The sequence below is a fragment of the Yersinia sp. 1252 StPb PI genome (assembly GCF_048593885.1).
Lineage (GTDB): Bacteria > Pseudomonadota > Gammaproteobacteria > Enterobacterales > Enterobacteriaceae > Yersinia > Yersinia enterocolitica_E.
In genome coordinates this window covers 1-16,448 of the sequence record NZ_JAZGQE010000106.1, presented here as the reverse complement: position 1 = coordinate 16,448, position 16,448 = coordinate 1, and the positions used below count along the sequence as shown (strand labels likewise).

The window sequence follows — 16,448 nt, the reverse complement described above, 5'->3', positions numbered from 1 at the left end:
CCATTATTTATTTTTTTAAAAAAACAACTTTTCATGCCGAATATTTATGAAATAACACTCAAAACGTGTTCTGGATCAAAAAAATACCCCTAGCTAGTGAGTGGAAGAACCGGTTATTCCTGAGACAATGGTATAGTTAAAGCGAACTTTCCACGTTGGGTTATATGTGTATGTTCTGACTTAACAAATTACTGACTCGATTTAGCTTTATACTTCGCACCAAATGTTAAGTAAGATCGTGCGTTTGTAAATTAATCTGTAGTTACTTTTGTCAAAGTTGACAAAAGGTTACTGAAAGGAGTAAAAAGCCCACAGTAAAACACTGGCTAAACAGTTGTAAAGACAGTGTGTTTCGTGTGGTTTTTATCCTTCCCTTTGAATCGATGTGGTGCACTAACTGCCAACATAAGAGCAGGATGTCCGACGCCACTTTTGATGAGTAAGCAATGAGTATGTCAACAACCACTGAAGTTATCGCTCATCATTGGGCGTTCGCTGTATTTCTGATCGGCGCTATCGGGTTATGCGGCTTGATGCTATTGGGTGCGTTCTTTCTGGGTGGGAGAGCTCGGGCCCGCGCCAAAAATGTCCCCTATGAGTCCGGTATTGACTCGGTCGGCTCGGCGCGTATGCGTTTGTCCGCCAAGTTTTATCTGGTCGCCATGTTCTTCGTTATTTTCGATGTTGAAGCCCTGTACTTGTATGCGTGGTCAATCTCTATTCGTGAGAGTGGCTGGGTAGGCTTTATCGAAGCAACCATTTTCATTTTGGTGCTCTTGGCTGGTTTGGTTTATCTGGTGCGTATCGGCGCGCTGGATTGGACTCCTACGCGTTCTAATCGCCGAGTGAGCAAACCGAGCATAGTCAAATACGCCAGCAGTCCTCCACAAGATATACCTAACGATCTTGGCGTTGCAGGTCGGCAGCAAGCGGGCGATAAATCAGTCACGATTTGAACCGCATGTATGCTAGCCCGTAGGGTGAGTCTCAACCATGAGGCTCATTAATCCCGATGAACTGACTCAAGTCAGTGATTCGGGTGAGTGAAAGTAGCTAACAACCCTGCAGCTCTAAGTACAAAGGGTATAGTGGTCAATAAATACAGCGAGGCATTAACATGGACTATACGCTCACCCGCATAGACCCTAACGGTGAGAATGACCGTTACCCCCTGCAAACTCAGGAAACCGTCAGCGGCGATCCTCTCGAGCAACATGTCCACCGTAGTGTTTACATGGGTAAACTTGAGAACGCCATGCACGACATGGTGAACTGGGGGCGTAAGAACTCTCTTTGGCCGTATAACTTCGGTCTTTCCTGCTGTTATGTGGAGATGGTGACCTCGTTCACTGCCGTACATGATGTGGCACGTTTCGGTGCGGAAGTGCTGCGTGCTTCTCCGCGTCAGGCTGACTTCATGGTCGTGGCGGGCACTTGTTTTACCAAAATGGCCCCGGTTATTCAGCGCTTGTATGAACAAATGCTGGAACCCAAGTGGGTTATCTCCATGGGTGCCTGTGCCAACTCCGGCGGCATGTACGATATCTATTCCGTAGTACAAGGCGTGGATAAATTCCTACCGGTCGATGTGTATATTCCTGGCTGCCCACCGCGCCCTGAAGCTTATATGCAAGCACTGTTACTGCTACAGGAATCTATCGGTAAAGAGCGCCGTCCTCTCTCTTGGGTTGTAGGTGACCAAGGCGTTTACCGCGCCAATATGCAACCGGAAAGAGAACGTAAGCATGCTGAACGAATTGCAGTAACTAACCTGCGTACACCTGACGAGATCTAAGCTTGTTATTTTGGAAAAAATAACGGCTCAGGATCGCGGTGCGTAAGTGATTTGTTTTGGGAATGAATGATTTTCTTCCAGAACATGTGTGCGGCAAATGACCACAAAATGACACATTCAGTGTGGTGAAAAAACAGTGTGGTGAATAAATAATGACCGATTTAACGACGTCCGATAGCACTCAGCCTGCATGGCAGACCCGTGACCATCTCGATGATCCGGTGATTAGCGAGCTGTCGAACCGTTTTGGGCCTGAGGCCTTTGTTGTTCAAGCGACCCGTACCGGTATGCCCGTGGTATGGGTAAAGCGTGAGCAATTGCTGGAAGTAATGACGTTCCTGAGAAAACAACCGAAGCCGTATGTCATGCTGTTCGACTTGCATGGTGTCGATGAGCGTCTTCGTACTCACCGCCAGGGCCTCCCTGAAGCGGATTTTTCTGTTTTCTATCATCTGCTTTCCATCGAGCGTAACCGCGACATTATGCTGAAAGTGGCACTGTCTGAAAAAGACTTGCACGTGTCCACAGCGACTAAGATTTTCCCCAATGCTAATTGGTATGAGCGGGAAACTTGGGAAATGTTCGGTATTACCTTCGATGGTCACCCACATCTGACGCGCATCATGATGCCGCAGACTTGGGAAGGGCACCCGCTACGTAAAGATTACCCGGCGCGTGCTACCGAATTCGATCCCTTTGTGCTGACCAAGCAGAAAGAGGATCTGGAGATGGAATCTCTGACCTTCAAACCCGAAGATTGGGGGATGAAGCGCGGCACCGAAAACGAGGACTTTATGTTCCTTAACCTCGGTCCGAACCATCCTTCTTCACATGGTGCGTTCCGTATCGTGTTACAGCTTGATGGTGAAGAGATTGTCGACTGCGTACCGGATGTGGGTTACCACCACCGTGGTGCGGAGAAGATGGGCGAGCGCCAGTCCTGGCACAGCTACATCCCCTACACCGACCGTATCGAATATCTGGGTGGTTGTGTTAACGAAATGCCTTATGTACTGGCAGTTGAAAAGCTGGCGGGTATTGAGGTTCCTGATCGCGTTAAAACCATCCGGGTAATGTTGTCTGAATTATTCCGTATCAACAGTCACTTACTGTATATCAGTACCTTTATTCAGGACGTAGGTGCAATGACGCCAGTGTTCTTCGCCTTTACCGATCGTCAGAAAGTGTATGACTTGGTTGAAGCGATTACCGGTTTCCGTATGCATCCGGCCTGGTTCCGTATTGGTGGTGTGGCGCATGATTTACCACGCGGCTGGGAACGTTTGCTGCGTGACTTCCTTGACTGGATGCCAAAACGGCTCGATTCCTACGTCAAAGCGGCGTTGCAGAACAGTATCCTGAAAGGGCGTTCTATCGGCGTTGCTGCTTACAATTCCAAAGAAGCACTGGAATGGGGTGTGACCGGGGCTGGCCTGCGTGCCACCGGGGTTGAGTTTGACGTGCGTAAATGGCGTCCGTATTCCGGCTATGAAAACTTTGATTTTGAAGTTCCGGTCGGTAATAACGGCGACTGTTATGACCGCGTGATGCTGAAAGTGGAAGAGTTACGTCAAAGCCTGCGCATTCTGGAGCAATGTTATAAAAACATGCCAGAAGGGCCATTTAAGGCTGACCATCCACTGACGACGCCGCCGCCGAAAGAACGTACGCTGCAACATATCGAAACGCTGATTACCCACTTCCTGCAAGTTTCATGGGGTCCGGTAATGCCAGCCAACGAATCATTCCAAATGGTTGAAGCGACCAAAGGGATCAACAGCTACTATCTGACCAGTGACGGCAGCACTATGAGCTATCGCACCCGGATACGTACGCCAAGCTATGCCCATTTGCAGCAGATCCCCTCGGTTATCCGTGGCAGCCTGGTATCTGACCTGATCGTCTATCTGGGCAGTATCGATTTTGTAATGTCTGATGTGGACCGCTAATTATGAGCTACCAAAAAGAGACTCAGAATCATAACGAAAGCCAAAATGTGGTGGATCTGGCAGTCAATGCGGCTGAACCGGCGACCACAACTGAAGTTTTTGAGTTGAGTGCTGAAGAACGTGATGCTATCGAGCATGAAAAACACCATTACGAAGATGCCCGCGCCGCGTCGATCGAAGCACTGAAAATTGTGCAGAAACAACGTGGTTGGGTGCCGGATGGGGCGATTCACGCCATTGCTGAAGTGCTGGGTATCCCGGCCAGCGATGTCGAAGGTGTGGCCACATTCTACAGTCAGATCTTCCGTCAACCGGTTGGGCGTCATGTGATCCGTTATTGTGACAGCGTGGTGTGTCACATCACCGGTTATCAAGGGATTCAGGCCGCGATTTCGAAGAAACTCAGTATTGAGCCTGGCCAGACCACGTTTGATGGCCGCTTTACGTTGCTGCCAACCTGCTGCTTGGGCAACTGTGATCGCGGTCCGACCATGATGATCGACGACGATACCCACAGCTATCTGAAACCTGAAGATATTGAGAAGTTACTGGAGCAATATCCATGACAACTAATTCGGGTTTTACCAAAGAGGTTATTCGCACGCCAGAAATGCATCCGCTGACCTGGCGTTTGCGCGATGACAAACAACCGGTATGGCTGGATGAATATCGCAGCAAAAACGGCTACTTGGGTGCTGAAAAAGCGTTAAAAGGCATGGCAGCTCCTGATGTTGTCAATTTGGTAAAAGACGCTGGCCTGAAAGGGCGCGGCGGCGCAGGCTTTTCCACCGGTTTAAAGTGGAGCCTGATGCCAAAAGACGAAAGCATGAACATCCGCTATCTGCTGTGTAACGCCGATGAAATGGAGCCGGGTACCTATAAAGACCGTCTGCTAATGGAGCAATTGCCTCATCTGCTGGTGGAAGGGATGCTGATCAGTGCGTTTGCGCTGAAAGCTTACCGCGGCTACATCTTCCTGCGTGGCGAATATATCGAAGCTGCCGTGCATTTGCGCCGTGCGATAAGCGAAGCAACCGAAGCCGGCTTGCTGGGCAAAAACATCATGGGCAGCGGTTTTGATTTTGAACTGATTGTTCATACCGGTGCTGGCCGTTATATCTGTGGTGAAGAAACCGCCCTGATTAACTCGCTGGAAGGCCGCCGCGCCAATCCACGTTCCAAGCCGCCTTTCCCGGCATCGTCCGGGGTATGGGGCAAACCGACTTGCGTCAATAACGTTGAAACCCTGTGTAACGTTCCGGCCATTCTTGAGCACGGCGTTGACTGGTATCAGGGGATCACGGCGGGTAAGAGTAACGATGCCGGTACCAAACTGATGGGCTTCTCTGGCCGGGTAAAAAACCCAGGTCTGTGGGAACTGCCCTTTGGTATTTCGGCGCGTGAAATTCTGGAAGATTACGCCGGTGGCATGCGCGATGGCTTGAAGTTCAAAGCCTGGCAGCCGGGTGGGGCAGGGACCGACTTCCTGACTGCTGATCATCTGGATTTACCGATGGACTTCGAGAATATTGCCAAAGCAGGTAGCCGGTTAGGCACTGCACTGGCGATGGCGGTAGACCATGAGATCGGTATGGTACCGCTGGTGCGCAATCTGGAAGAGTTCTTTTCCCGTGAATCCTGTGGCTGGTGTACTCCTTGCCGCGATGGGTTGCCGTGGAGCGTGAAGATCCTGCGCGCACTGGAGCGCGGCGAAGGTCAGCCGGGCGACATTGAGACACTGGAACAACTTTGCCGCTTCTTGGGGCCGGGCAAAACCTTCTGTGCTCACGCGCCGGGCGCGGTTGAACCACTACAAAGTGCTATCAAATATTTCCGCGAAGAATTCGAAGCCGGGATCGCGAACAAGGACTATGGCAACACCCGAGCCATAGCCGGTATTCAACCAAACCTGTTAAAAGCGCGCTGGTAGCATAGATACCCTTACGGTTTTGCCGTGGGGTCAGAATTTTGGATTAACGCCTGCCGTAAGGTAGGTCATTTGGAAGCATGCATATGGCTACGATTCATGTAGACGGCAAAGAATACGACGTAAACGGGGCCGACAACCTGTTACAAGCTTGTCTCTCCCTGGGACTCGATATTCCTTACTTTTGCTGGCATCCGGCGCTGGGAAGCGTCGGCGCTTGCCGCCAATGTGCGGTAAAGCAATACCAAAACGCCGATGATACCCGTGGGCGTTTGGTGATGTCCTGTATGACCCCGGCCACCGATGGAACCTTTATTTCCATTGATGACGGCGAAGCCAAAGCGTTCCGTGAGAGTGTGGTTGAATGGTTGATGACTAACCACCCACACGATTGCCCGGTCTGTGAAGAAGGGGGTAACTGTCATCTGCAAGATATGACAGTGATGACCGGACACAGTTTCCGCCGCTATCGCTTCAGTAAACGTACTCATCAGAATCAGGATCTCGGTCCGTTCATCTCACACGAAATGAACCGCTGTATCGCCTGTTATCGTTGTGTGCGTTACTACAAAGATTACGCTGATGGCACCGATCTGGGTGTTTATGGCGCGCACGACAACGTCTACTTTGGTCGTACTGAGAGTGGCACGCTGGAAAGCGAGTTCTCTGGCAACCTGGTAGAAGTGTGCCCGACCGGAGTATTCACCGATAAAACCCATTCCGAACGTTATAACCGTAAATGGGATATGCAGTTTGCGCCAAGTATCTGCCAGCAGTGCAGCGTGGGTTGTAACACCAGCCCTGGCGAACGCTACGGTGAATTGCGCCGCATCGAGAACCGCTATAACGGCAGCGTCAACCACTACTTTTTGTGTGACCGTGGCCGCTTTGGCTATGGCTATGTCAACCTGAAAGACCGCCCACGTCAGCCACAACAATTGCGTGGTAATGACTGGATCCACCTGAATGCCGAACAGGCAATGCAGGGGGCGGCGGATATTCTACGTCAGGCGAAGAAAACCATCGGTATCGGTTCACCGCGTGCCAGCCTGGAAAGTAACTTCGCGTTACGCGAGCTGGTCGGTGCGGAAAACTTCTATACCGGTATTGCCGCGAGTGAACAACAACGCCTGCAACTGATGCTGAAAGTGCTGCAAGAAGGTGGGGTTTACACACCATCGCTGCGCGAGATTGAAAGCTACGATGCGGTGCTGATTCTGGGTGAGGATTTGACCCAGACTGGCGCACGTATCGCACTGTCTGTCCGTCAGGCGGTGAAAGGCAAAGCCCGTGAAATGGCCGCAGCACAGAAAGTGGCTGACTGGCAAATCGCGGCGATTATGAATATCGGTCAGCACGCTAAACATCCGCTGTTTATCACTAACGTTGATAACACCCGTATGGATGATATCGCGGCGTGGAACTACCGCGCACCGGTGGATGATCAGGCACGTTTAGGCTTTGCTATCGCTAACGCGCTGGATGCATCGTCACCGGCTGTCACGGATTTGGACCCTGCGCTGAAAGGCAAAGTGGATATCATCGTGCAGGCCCTGGCGGGCGCGAAGAAACCACTGATCGTGACCGGCAGCAATGCAGGCAGCGAAGCCATCATTGCTGCGGCAGCTAACGTGGCAACCGCGCTGAAAGGCCGTGGCTCTGATGTGGGTATCACCTTTGTTGCCAGTGCAGCGAACAGCATCGGCTTGACCATGATTGGCGGTGGTTCACTGGAGAGTGCGCTGGAATTGTTGACCCGTGGTGATGCTGACAGCGTTATCGTGATGGAGAACGACCTCTATCGCCATGCGGCGCAAGACAAAGTTGACGCCGCGCTGGAGCAAGCAGCCAACGTGATCGTGGTTGATCATCAACGCACCGCGATCATGGCAAAAGCAGATTTGATTCTGTCTGCCGCCAGCTTTGCTGAAAGCGACGGTACGCTGGTCAATCAGGAAGGCCGCGCTCAGCGTTTCTTCCAGGTTTACGATCCAACCTATTACGACGACCCGAAAAAACCGGAAAACAACAGCATCATGCTGGAAAGCTGGCGCTGGCTGCACTCGCTGCATTCAACCTATACCAATCGCCATGTGGACTGGACGCAACTGGATCACGTGATTGCGGCTTGTGTTCGCGCATTACCACAGTTGGAAGGTATTGTTGAAGCGGCACCGGATGCGACCTTCCGTATTCGTGGTCAGAAACTGGCGCGTTCACCTATCCGTTACAGCGGCCGCACGGCTATGCGCGCGGATATCAGTGTGCATGAACCGCGTCAGCCACAGGATATCGACACGCCGTTCGCTTTCTCAATGGAAGGGAACAACAGCCCATTGGCCGATCGTCAGCAGATCCCATTTGCCTGGGCACCGGGCTGGAACTCACCGCAGGCATGGAACAAATTCCAGGCTGAAGTGGGGGGGAGCTTGCGCTTTGGTGATCCGGGTGTGCGCCTGATTGAAGCAGGTGAGGGGACGCTCGGTTACTTTGATTCAGTACCGGCAGCCTTTACCGCGCAGGCTGATGGCTGGCAGATTGCCCCTTACTACCATTTATTTGGTAGTGAAGAGATGTCGCAGCGCTCAGATGTCATCCAGCAGCGCATGCCAGCACCTTATGTGATGGTCAATCCAGCCGATGCTGCAACGCTCGGGGTTAACCTCGGTACGCTGGTGGAGTTCAACTGTGCCGGTCAGACATTGCGTCTGCCAGTGCGTCTGAGTGAAACCTTGGCTCGGGGTCAGGTCGGCTTGCCGCTTGGCTTACCGGGCATTCCGCCGATTATGGTGGGCGCGCTGGTTGAGAATCTGCGGGAGGCAGTATTATGAGCTGGTTTACCCCTGAATTGATTGAGATTTTAATCTCTGTCCTGAAAGCGGTAGTGATTTTGTTGGTGGTGGTGACCTGCGGCGCATTTATGAGCTTCGGCGAGCGTCGCCTGCTGGGCTTGTTCCAGAACCGTTACGGGCCAAACCGTGTCGGTTGGGGCGGGTCATTGCAGTTGGTTGCTGACATGATCAAAATGTTCTTCAAAGAGGACTGGGTTCCGCGCTTCTCCGACAAGGCTATCTTTACGCTGGCCCCGGTGATTGCCTTTACCTCACTGCTGCTCTCTTTCGCCATCGTCCCGGTCAGCCCGACCTGGGCGGTTGCGGACCTTAATATCGGTATTCTGTTCTTTCTGATGATGGCCGGGCTGACGGTATATGCCGTGCTGTTCGCTGGTTGGTCCAGTAATAACAAATATTCTCTGTTAGGGGCGATGCGTGCATCTGCGCAAACCCTGAGCTACGAAGTGTTCCTCGGCTTATCATTGATGGGCGTAGTCGCACAGGCGGGTTCGTTCAATATGCAGGATATTGTTAACTCTCAGGAACACGTCTGGAATGTTATTCCGCAATTCTTTGGTTTTCTGACCTTTGCCATTGCGGGTGTTGCAGTATGTCACCGTCATCCCTTTGACCAGCCAGAAGCTGAACAAGAGCTGGCCGATGGTTACCACATTGAATATTCCGGTATGAAATTCGGTCTGTTCTTCGTCGGTGAATATATCGGTATCGTGACCGTCTCTGCTCTGATAGTCACTCTGTTCTTCGGTGGTTGGCAAGGTCCGTTCCTGCCGCCATTTATCTGGTTTGCGCTGAAAACGGCTTTCTTCATGGTGATGTTCATTCTGATCCGTGCATCCTTGCCGCGCCCACGTTATGACCAAGTGATGTCATTCGGCTGGAAAGTTTGTCTGCCGTTGACCCTGCTGAATCTGCTGGCGACTGCCGCGGTCATTTTGTACAACGCTCAATAAGGGGTGAATGAACCATGACGTTGAAAGAGTTAGTGGTTGGTTTCGGCACCCAAGTGCGCAGCCTGTGGATGATTGGCCTTCATGCCTTCCACAAGCGTGAAACCCAAATGTATCCTGAAGAGCCGGTTTACCTGCCGCCGCGCTACCGTGGTCGTATCGTGTTAACGCGTGACCCTGACGGTGAAGAGCGCTGCGTTGCTTGTAATCTGTGCGCTGTTGCTTGTCCGGTTGGCTGTATCTCATTACAGAAAGCTGAGCACCAAGATGGCCGCTGGTATCCTGAGTTCTTCCGTATCAACTTCTCCCGCTGCATTTTCTGTGGTTTGTGTGAAGAGGCTTGCCCAACAACTGCTATCCAGCTAACGCCGGATTTCGAAATGGGTGAATTTAAGCGTCAGGATCTGGTGTATGAGAAAGAAGACTTGTTGATCTCCGGCCCGGGTAAATATCCTGAATATAACTTCTACCGGATGTCCGGTATGGCAGTAGACGGCAAGCAGAAAGGCGAAGCCGAAAACGAAGCCAAACCGATTGACGTTAAAGGTCTGATGCCTTAGGAGCCGCTTTCCATGGAATTTGCATTTTATATTGCAGCATTGGTGGCAGTGGTGGCGACTATTCGCGTCATCACTCACGCCAACCCGGTACATGCGCTGCTGTACCTGATTATCTCTTTACTGGCTATCTCGGCGGTGTTTTTCTCGCTGGGTGCTTATTTCGCCGGTGCGCTGGAAATCATCGTCTACGCCGGGGCCATTATGGTGCTGTTCGTGTTCGTGGTGATGATGCTGAACTTGGGTAACGTCGAACAACAAGAGCGCGACTGGCTGAAACCGAGTCTGTGGATTGGCCCTGGTTTGCTAGCACTGGTGCTGCTGTCGGTACTGATTTATGCCATCAGTTCAGTGACTGATTCCGGTATTAGCGGTGAAATGGTCGATGCCAAAGCTGTGGGTATCAGCCTGTTTGGTCCTTATGTGCTGGCAGTTGAACTGGCGTCAATGTTGTTGCTGGCCGGCCTGGTGGTTGCCTTCCATATCGGGCGCGAACATAAGCCGGGTGACGTGATGGGCGCGAGCGACAGCGCGAAAAGAAAAACGGAGGAACAAGCATGATCCCTCTACAACATGGCCTGATTCTGGCGGCCATACTGTTTGTGCTAGGGCTGACGGGGTTGCTGATTCGTCGCAATCTGTTGTTTATGCTGATAAGCCTTGAAGTGATGATCAACGCAGCGGCGCTCGCCTTTGTTGTGGCGGGCAGTTATTGGGGTCAGGCTGACGGTCAGGTGATGTATATCCTGGCGATCACGCTGGCAGCAGCGGAGGCCAGTATTGGCTTGGCATTGCTGTTACAGCTATATCGTCGCCGTCATACTCTGAATATCGATACAGTCAGTGAGATGCGCGGATGAACCTATTATATTTAACAATTCTGCTGCCACTGCTGGGCTTCTTGCTGTTGGCATTCTCCCGTGGGCGCTGGTCTGAAAATACCTCAGCCACGGTCGGGGTGGGATCGATTGGCCTGACGGCGTTGGTCACATTGTATGTTGCTGTGGATTTTCTCAGCCAAAAGGCCACCGGTGTCCAAGTCTTTAACCAGACGTTGTGGAACTGGATGTCGGTTGGCACCTTCAACATTCCGTTGACCCTGACACTGGATGGCCTGTCGCTGACCATGTTGTCTGTGGTCACCGGCGTGGGTTTCCTGATTCACATGTATGCCTCTTGGTATATGCGTGGGGAGGAGGGTTACTCTCGCTTCTTCGCCTACACCAACCTGTTTATCGCCAGCATGGTGATTTTGGTGTTGGCAGATAACCTGATGCTGATGTATCTGGGTTGGGAAGGGGTGGGTCTGTGCAGTTACCTGCTGATCGGTTTCTACTACACCAATCCGGCCAACGGCGCGGCGGCGATGAAAGCCTTTATCGTGACCCGCGTTGGTGACGTATTCCTCGCCATTGCCCTGTTCATCCTTTACCAAGAACTGGGTACGCTGAATATTCGCGAGCTGATGGTATTGGCACCGCAGAAACTGGAAATGGGCTCTACCGCCATTACCTGGGCGACGCTGATGTTGCTCGGTGGTGCGGTGGGTAAATCGGCACAGTTGCCGTTACAAACCTGGTTGGCCGATGCAATGGCAGGCCCAACCCCGGTCTCCGCGCTTATCCATGCGGCAACCATGGTGACTGCGGGCGTCTACCTGATTGCGCGTACCCACGGCTTGTTCCTGATGGCGCCTGAAGTGCTGCATTTAGTGGGCATTATCGGTGCGGTAACCCTGGTGCTGGCAGGCTTTGCCGCGCTGGTGCAAACCGACATCAAGCGGGTGCTGGCTTATTCCACCATGAGCCAGATTGGCTACATGTTCCTGGCGCTGGGCGTTCAGGCGTGGGATGCCGCCATTTTCCACCTGATGACCCATGCCTTCTTTAAAGCGTTACTGTTCCTCTCTTCGGGTTCAGTGATTCTGGCCTGTCACCACGAGCAGAATATTTTCAAAATGGGCGGTCTGCGCAAGACGATCCCATTGGTTTATATCTGCTTCCTGGTGGGTGGCGCGGCATTGGCCGCACTGCCAGTGGTTACCGCAGGCTTCTACAGTAAAGACGAAATTCTGTGGGGCGCATTGGCCAGTGGTCATATCAATCTGATGGTCGCCGGGCTGGTTGGGGCATTCCTCACCGCGCTGTATACCTTCCGTATGATTTTCATTGTGTTCCACGGCGAGCCAAAAACCAAAGCGCATCCGGTTAAAGGGATCACTCACAGCCTGCCGCTGATGGTGCTGCTGGTGCTGTCGACTTTCGTCGGCGCGCTGATAACACCACCGCTGGCGGGTGTGTTGCCAGAGCTTCACTTCGGTGAAGAGGGTAAAATGCCACTGGAAATCTTCTCCGGCGTGTTAGTGGTTATCGGGATTGCACTGGCTGCGGCACTCTATCTGGGCAAGCGTCAGTTGGTCAACAGCATCGCGCAAAGTGCGCCGGGCCGCTTCTTTACGGTCTGGTGGTTCCATGCGTGGGGCTTCGACTGGCTGTACCACAATGTGTTTGTCCGCCCGTATTTGTGGATTGCAAGGCTATTGCAGCGTGATCCGCTGAACTCACTGATGAATACCCCGGCGATACTTTCGCGCTGGAGTAATCGCGGTTTGACGCTCAGTGAAAATGGACAGGTGCGTTGGTATGTCGCGTCTATGGGTTTGGGTGCAGTCGTCGTACTGGCTCTGTTGCTTTTCGTTTAATTAGGGACACAAAACGCCATGCTATTACCTTGGCTAATTCTTCTCCCCTTTATCGGCGGCCTGCTGTCTTGGCAGTGTGAGCGCTTCGGTACTAAGGTACCGCGTTGGATAGCGCTATTCGCGATGGGGCTGACATTGGTGCTCTCCTTGCTGTTGTGGGGGCAGGGCAACTATTCACTGGTTAACCCAGCGGGTATCCCGCAGTGGCAATCAGAGTTTATCTTGCCGTGGATCCCACGGTTTGGTATTGAATTCCATCTGGCGCTGGATGGGTTATCACTGCTGATGGTGGTGCTAACCGGCCTGCTAGGTGTGCTGGCTATCCTCTGTTCGTGGCGTGAAATTCAGCGCAATCAGGGCTTCTTCTACCTGAATCTATTGTGGATTCTGGGTGGGGTTATCGGCGTGTTCCTCGCCATCGACATGTTCCTGTTCTTCTTCTTCTGGGAAATGATGTTGGTGCCGATGTACTTCCTGATTGCCTTGTGGGGTCACAAAGCATCAGACGGTAAAACCCGTATCGCGGCGGCAACCAAGTTCTTCATCTATACCCAGGCCAGCGGTCTTATCATGCTGATTGCCATTTTGGGGTTGGTGTTTGTGCACTACAACGCCACCGGTATTTGGACCTTCAACTACGAAGATCTGTTGAAGACGCCGATGTCCCACAATGTGGAATATCTACTGATGCTGGGCTTCTTTATCGCCTTTGCGGTAAAAATGCCGGTTGTGCCACTGCACGGTTGGTTGCCAGATGCACACAGTCAGGCACCAACCGCAGGTTCTGTTGACCTGGCGGGGATTTTGCTGAAAACCGCAGCTTATGGTTTGCTGCGCTTTAGTCTGCCGCTGTTCCCGAACGCCTCTCATGAGTTTGCACCTATCGCCATGTGGTTAGGTGTCATCGGTATCTTCTACGGTGCGTGGATGGCCTTCTGTCAGACTGATATCAAACGCCTGATTGCTTATACCAGCGTGTCGCACATGGGCTTTGTATTGATTGCCATCTATACCGGCAGCCAACTGGCTTATCAAGGTGCGGTTATCCAGATGATTGCCCACGGCTTGTCTGCCGCCGGTATGTTCATTATCTGTGGCCAGTTGTATGAGCGCCTGCATACCCGTGACATGCGTCAGATGGGCGGCCTGTGGGGCCGAATCAAATACTTGCCTGCACTATCGCTGTTCTTCGCGGTAGCTACACTGGGGATGCCGGGCACCGGTAACTTCGTCGGCGAGTTTATGATCCTGTTTGGCAGCTTCCAGGTGGTTCCGGTGATTACCGTGATCTCTACCTTTGGTCTGGTCTTTGCTTCGGTTTATTCGCTTATCATGATGCAGCGTGCTTATTACGGTGCGCCAAAATCACAAGAAGCGTTACCGGGCATGAGCGCAAGGGAACTGTCCATCATCCTGCTGTTAGTGGTGTTATTAGTGTTGCTGGGGGTTTACCCGCAGCCGATTCTTGACACCTCCCATGCTGCGATGAGTAATGTACAGCAGTGGTTCAATGCTTCATCTATTACAACTACAAGGCCGTAATTCGCCATGACAATAACTCCTCAACAACTGATCGCAATGCTACCGCTGTTGATCGTCGGATTGACGGTGGTGGTTGTGATGCTCTCCATTGCGTGGCGACGCGATCACTTTATTAACGCCACCCTGACGGTCATCGGGCTTAACCTGGCGCTGCTGTCACTCTATTTTGTCGGCCAGGTCGGGCCGATGGATGTCACGCCGCTGATGCGGGTTGACGGCTATGCGATGTTCTATACCGGGCTGGTGATTGTTGCCAGTCTGGCAACCAGCACTTTTGCTTATCCTTGGCTAAATGGCTATCCAGATAACCGCGAGGAGTTCTACCTGTTGGTGCTGATTGCCACCATGGGCGGCATTCTGTTAGCCAGTGCCAACCATCTGGCGTCGCTGTTCCTGGGTATTGAGCTTATCTCCCTGCCGCTGTTTGGCCTGATTGGTTATGCCTATCGCCAGAAGCGTTCATTGGAAGCCAGTATCAAATACATGCTGCTGTCTGCGGCGGCATCGTCATTCCTGCTGTTCGGGATGGCGCTGCTGTATGCGGAGTCTGGCAGTTTGTCTTTCGCCGGTCTGGGTAAAAGCCTAAGTGACTCCGCTATCCACCAGCCGCTGATTCTGGCGGGCCTCGGGATGATGATTGTTGGTCTTGGCTTTAAGTTGTCGCTGGTGCCGTTCCAACTGTGGACGCCTGATGTGTATCAGGGTGCTCCCGCTCCGGTATCTACCTTCCTGGCGACTGCCAGTAAGATTGCCATCTTTGCGGTAGTCATGCGCTTGTTCCTGTACGCGCCGGCTGCCGACAGTGAAGCGGTGCGTTTGGTGCTCTCCTTGATTGCGGTGGCATCAATACTGTTCGGTAACTTAATGGCTATCAGCCAGACCAACATCAAGCGTCTGCTGGGTTACTCTTCTATCGCGCACCTTGGCTACTTGCTGATTGCGCTGGTGGCGGTGCAGACCCATCAGTTGGCACTGGAAACCGTCGGTGTTTATCTGGCCGGTTACCTGTTCAGCAGCTTGGGTGCGTTCGGTGTGGTTAGCTTGATGTCCAGCCCGTACAAAGGCCCGGATGCAGAGTCACTGTTCTCTTATCGCGGGTTGTTCTGGCACAAGCCAATTCTGTCGGCGGTGATGACCGTAATGATGCTATCACTGGCCGGTATCCCAATGACGTTGGGCTTTATTGGTAAGTTCTTTGTGGTGGCAATGGGTGTGAGTGCCAACCTGTGGTGGTTGACCGGTGCGGTGGTCTTAGGCAGTGCCATCGGCCTGTACTACTATCTGCGTGTGACGGTGAGCCTGTTCCTCAGCGCGCCGGAAACACTGGTGCGTGACACACCAAGCAACTGGGCATTGACTGCCGGTGGTGTGGTGGTGCTGATTTCCGCGATTCTGGTGCTGTTCCTGGGTATTTACCCGCAACCGCTGATTTCGCTGGTTCAGATGGCTCAGCCACTGATGTAATACTGCGTTAAGTCTGTCATGCCAACCCCCTGTAAGCTGAAACTTGCAGGGGGTTTTGTTTTTTTACTCTGTGCTGAAATTAAGGTTATTTAAGGTGGGGGTGGGGTAAATAGTGGATATGGCCGCTATTTAAGCCAGCATAAAATACAGACTTTATAGGCAGCACCATTAATGAACGTATTCATTATGGGAAATGTTTTTTAAGGTGGTATTTATGGGTTTAGTGGGTATTGTTTCTCAAACTTTTTGCACTATCAAAGAATTAGTTAATCATGATCCTAACGATAAGTCTTATTTAAAGGCTAAGCCGGAGGAATTCAGCCGACAAGAAGAAATACTGTTTAATATTTTAATAGAAAGGTTAAATATAAGGCTCAACGATACGTCTATAAACGAGCGACGCTCCACTCAAAGTGAAATAGATAAAATGTTAAATAAGAGCGAAAAACACCTTGGTCATTTTCTTTTAAAAGCACAAGAATATGAAAAATCATGTGGTCATCTTATTGAACGGGCATGTTTTAATCAGTATAAAATTGAATTTAAAAACGAGCATGAAGCGAAAGAACATTTGTGTTATTATGCAATAAAAACAATCACTAATGATATATTGGAAAAAATAAATCGTGAAATTGATTCATCTAATAGCTCATTAAATACAAAAGGAGACGTTAGCCATAAAGCTAAAGAGTATTTACCACCACACATGTG

Annotated in this window: 14 protein-coding genes; all 14 read left to right on the top strand. The window is 51.7% G+C overall.

All coding sequences use genetic code 11. The annotated features are described in order from the left end of the window. Window positions 1-446: 446 nt before the first annotated feature. Window positions 447-956, top strand: coding sequence for an NADH-quinone oxidoreductase subunit NuoA (nuoA, locus tag V2A85_RS15200; protein WP_372559475.1), 510 nt, complete (start codon window positions 447-449; stop codon window positions 954-956). A gap of 161 nt (window positions 957-1,117) precedes the next feature. Beyond that, window positions 1,118-1,795, top strand: coding sequence for a NuoB/complex I 20 kDa subunit family protein (locus tag V2A85_RS15195; protein ID WP_002210278.1), 678 nt, complete (start codon window positions 1,118-1,120; stop codon window positions 1,793-1,795). A gap of 152 nt (window positions 1,796-1,947) precedes the next feature. Continuing rightward, window positions 1,948-3,744, top strand: a complete 1,797-nt coding sequence (nuoC, locus tag V2A85_RS15190) for an NADH-quinone oxidoreductase subunit C/D (RefSeq protein WP_083158259.1) — start codon at window positions 1,948-1,950, stop codon at window positions 3,742-3,744. Between the two features lie 2 nt (window positions 3,745-3,746). Then, window positions 3,747-4,310 (top strand): NADH-quinone oxidoreductase subunit NuoE, encoded by a 564-nt coding sequence (nuoE, locus tag V2A85_RS15185; RefSeq protein ID WP_227746524.1) that lies wholly within the window; start codon window positions 3,747-3,749, stop codon window positions 4,308-4,310. Further along, window positions 4,307-5,674 (top strand): NADH-quinone oxidoreductase subunit NuoF, encoded by a 1,368-nt coding sequence (nuoF, locus tag V2A85_RS15180; RefSeq protein ID WP_050085129.1) that lies wholly within the window; start codon window positions 4,307-4,309, stop codon window positions 5,672-5,674. The genes nuoE and nuoF overlap by 4 nt, the downstream gene beginning before the upstream one ends. Before the next feature lie 83 nt (window positions 5,675-5,757). Further along, complete coding sequence (nuoG, locus tag V2A85_RS15175; RefSeq protein WP_420071762.1) at window positions 5,758-8,502, top strand: NADH-quinone oxidoreductase subunit NuoG; 2,745 nt, start codon at window positions 5,758-5,760, stop codon at window positions 8,500-8,502. After that, entirely contained in the window at window positions 8,499-9,476 is a 978-nt protein-coding gene (nuoH, locus tag V2A85_RS15170; RefSeq protein ID WP_049613037.1) for an NADH-quinone oxidoreductase subunit NuoH, read from the top strand. The genes nuoG and nuoH overlap by 4 nt, the downstream gene beginning before the upstream one ends. Window positions 9,477-9,490: 14 nt before the next feature. Continuing rightward, window positions 9,491-10,033, top strand: a complete 543-nt coding sequence (gene nuoI / locus V2A85_RS15165) for an NADH-quinone oxidoreductase subunit NuoI (RefSeq protein WP_004704400.1) — start codon at window positions 9,491-9,493, stop codon at window positions 10,031-10,033. A 12-nt stretch (window positions 10,034-10,045) separates the two neighbouring features. After that, window positions 10,046-10,591 (top strand): NADH-quinone oxidoreductase subunit J, encoded by a 546-nt coding sequence (gene nuoJ / locus V2A85_RS15160; protein ID WP_372559471.1) that lies wholly within the window; start codon window positions 10,046-10,048, stop codon window positions 10,589-10,591. Then, window positions 10,588-10,890, top strand: coding sequence for an NADH-quinone oxidoreductase subunit NuoK (nuoK, locus tag V2A85_RS15155; protein WP_032815102.1), 303 nt, complete (start codon window positions 10,588-10,590; stop codon window positions 10,888-10,890). Before nuoJ ends, nuoK begins: the two co-directional genes overlap by 4 nt. Next, window positions 10,887-12,731 carry an NADH-quinone oxidoreductase subunit L gene (nuoL, locus tag V2A85_RS15150; RefSeq protein ID WP_372559470.1) on the top strand — a complete coding sequence of 615 codons (1,845 nt, stop codon included), beginning with the start codon at window positions 10,887-10,889 and terminating at the stop codon, window positions 12,729-12,731. Before nuoK ends, nuoL begins: the two co-directional genes overlap by 4 nt. An 18-nt stretch (window positions 12,732-12,749) precedes the next feature. After that, window positions 12,750-14,273: an NADH-quinone oxidoreductase subunit M gene (gene nuoM / locus V2A85_RS15145; RefSeq protein WP_083158262.1), complete on the top strand. Its 1,524-nt coding sequence runs from the start codon at window positions 12,750-12,752 to the stop codon at window positions 14,271-14,273. Between the two features lie 6 nt (window positions 14,274-14,279). Beyond that, complete coding sequence (gene nuoN / locus V2A85_RS15140; protein WP_372559469.1) at window positions 14,280-15,737, top strand: NADH-quinone oxidoreductase subunit NuoN; 1,458 nt, start codon at window positions 14,280-14,282, stop codon at window positions 15,735-15,737. A 214-nt stretch (window positions 15,738-15,951) separates the two neighbouring features. After that, on the top strand, window positions 15,952-16,448 hold a 497-nt coding region (locus tag V2A85_RS15135; protein WP_420071761.1), incomplete at its 3' end, for a hypothetical protein.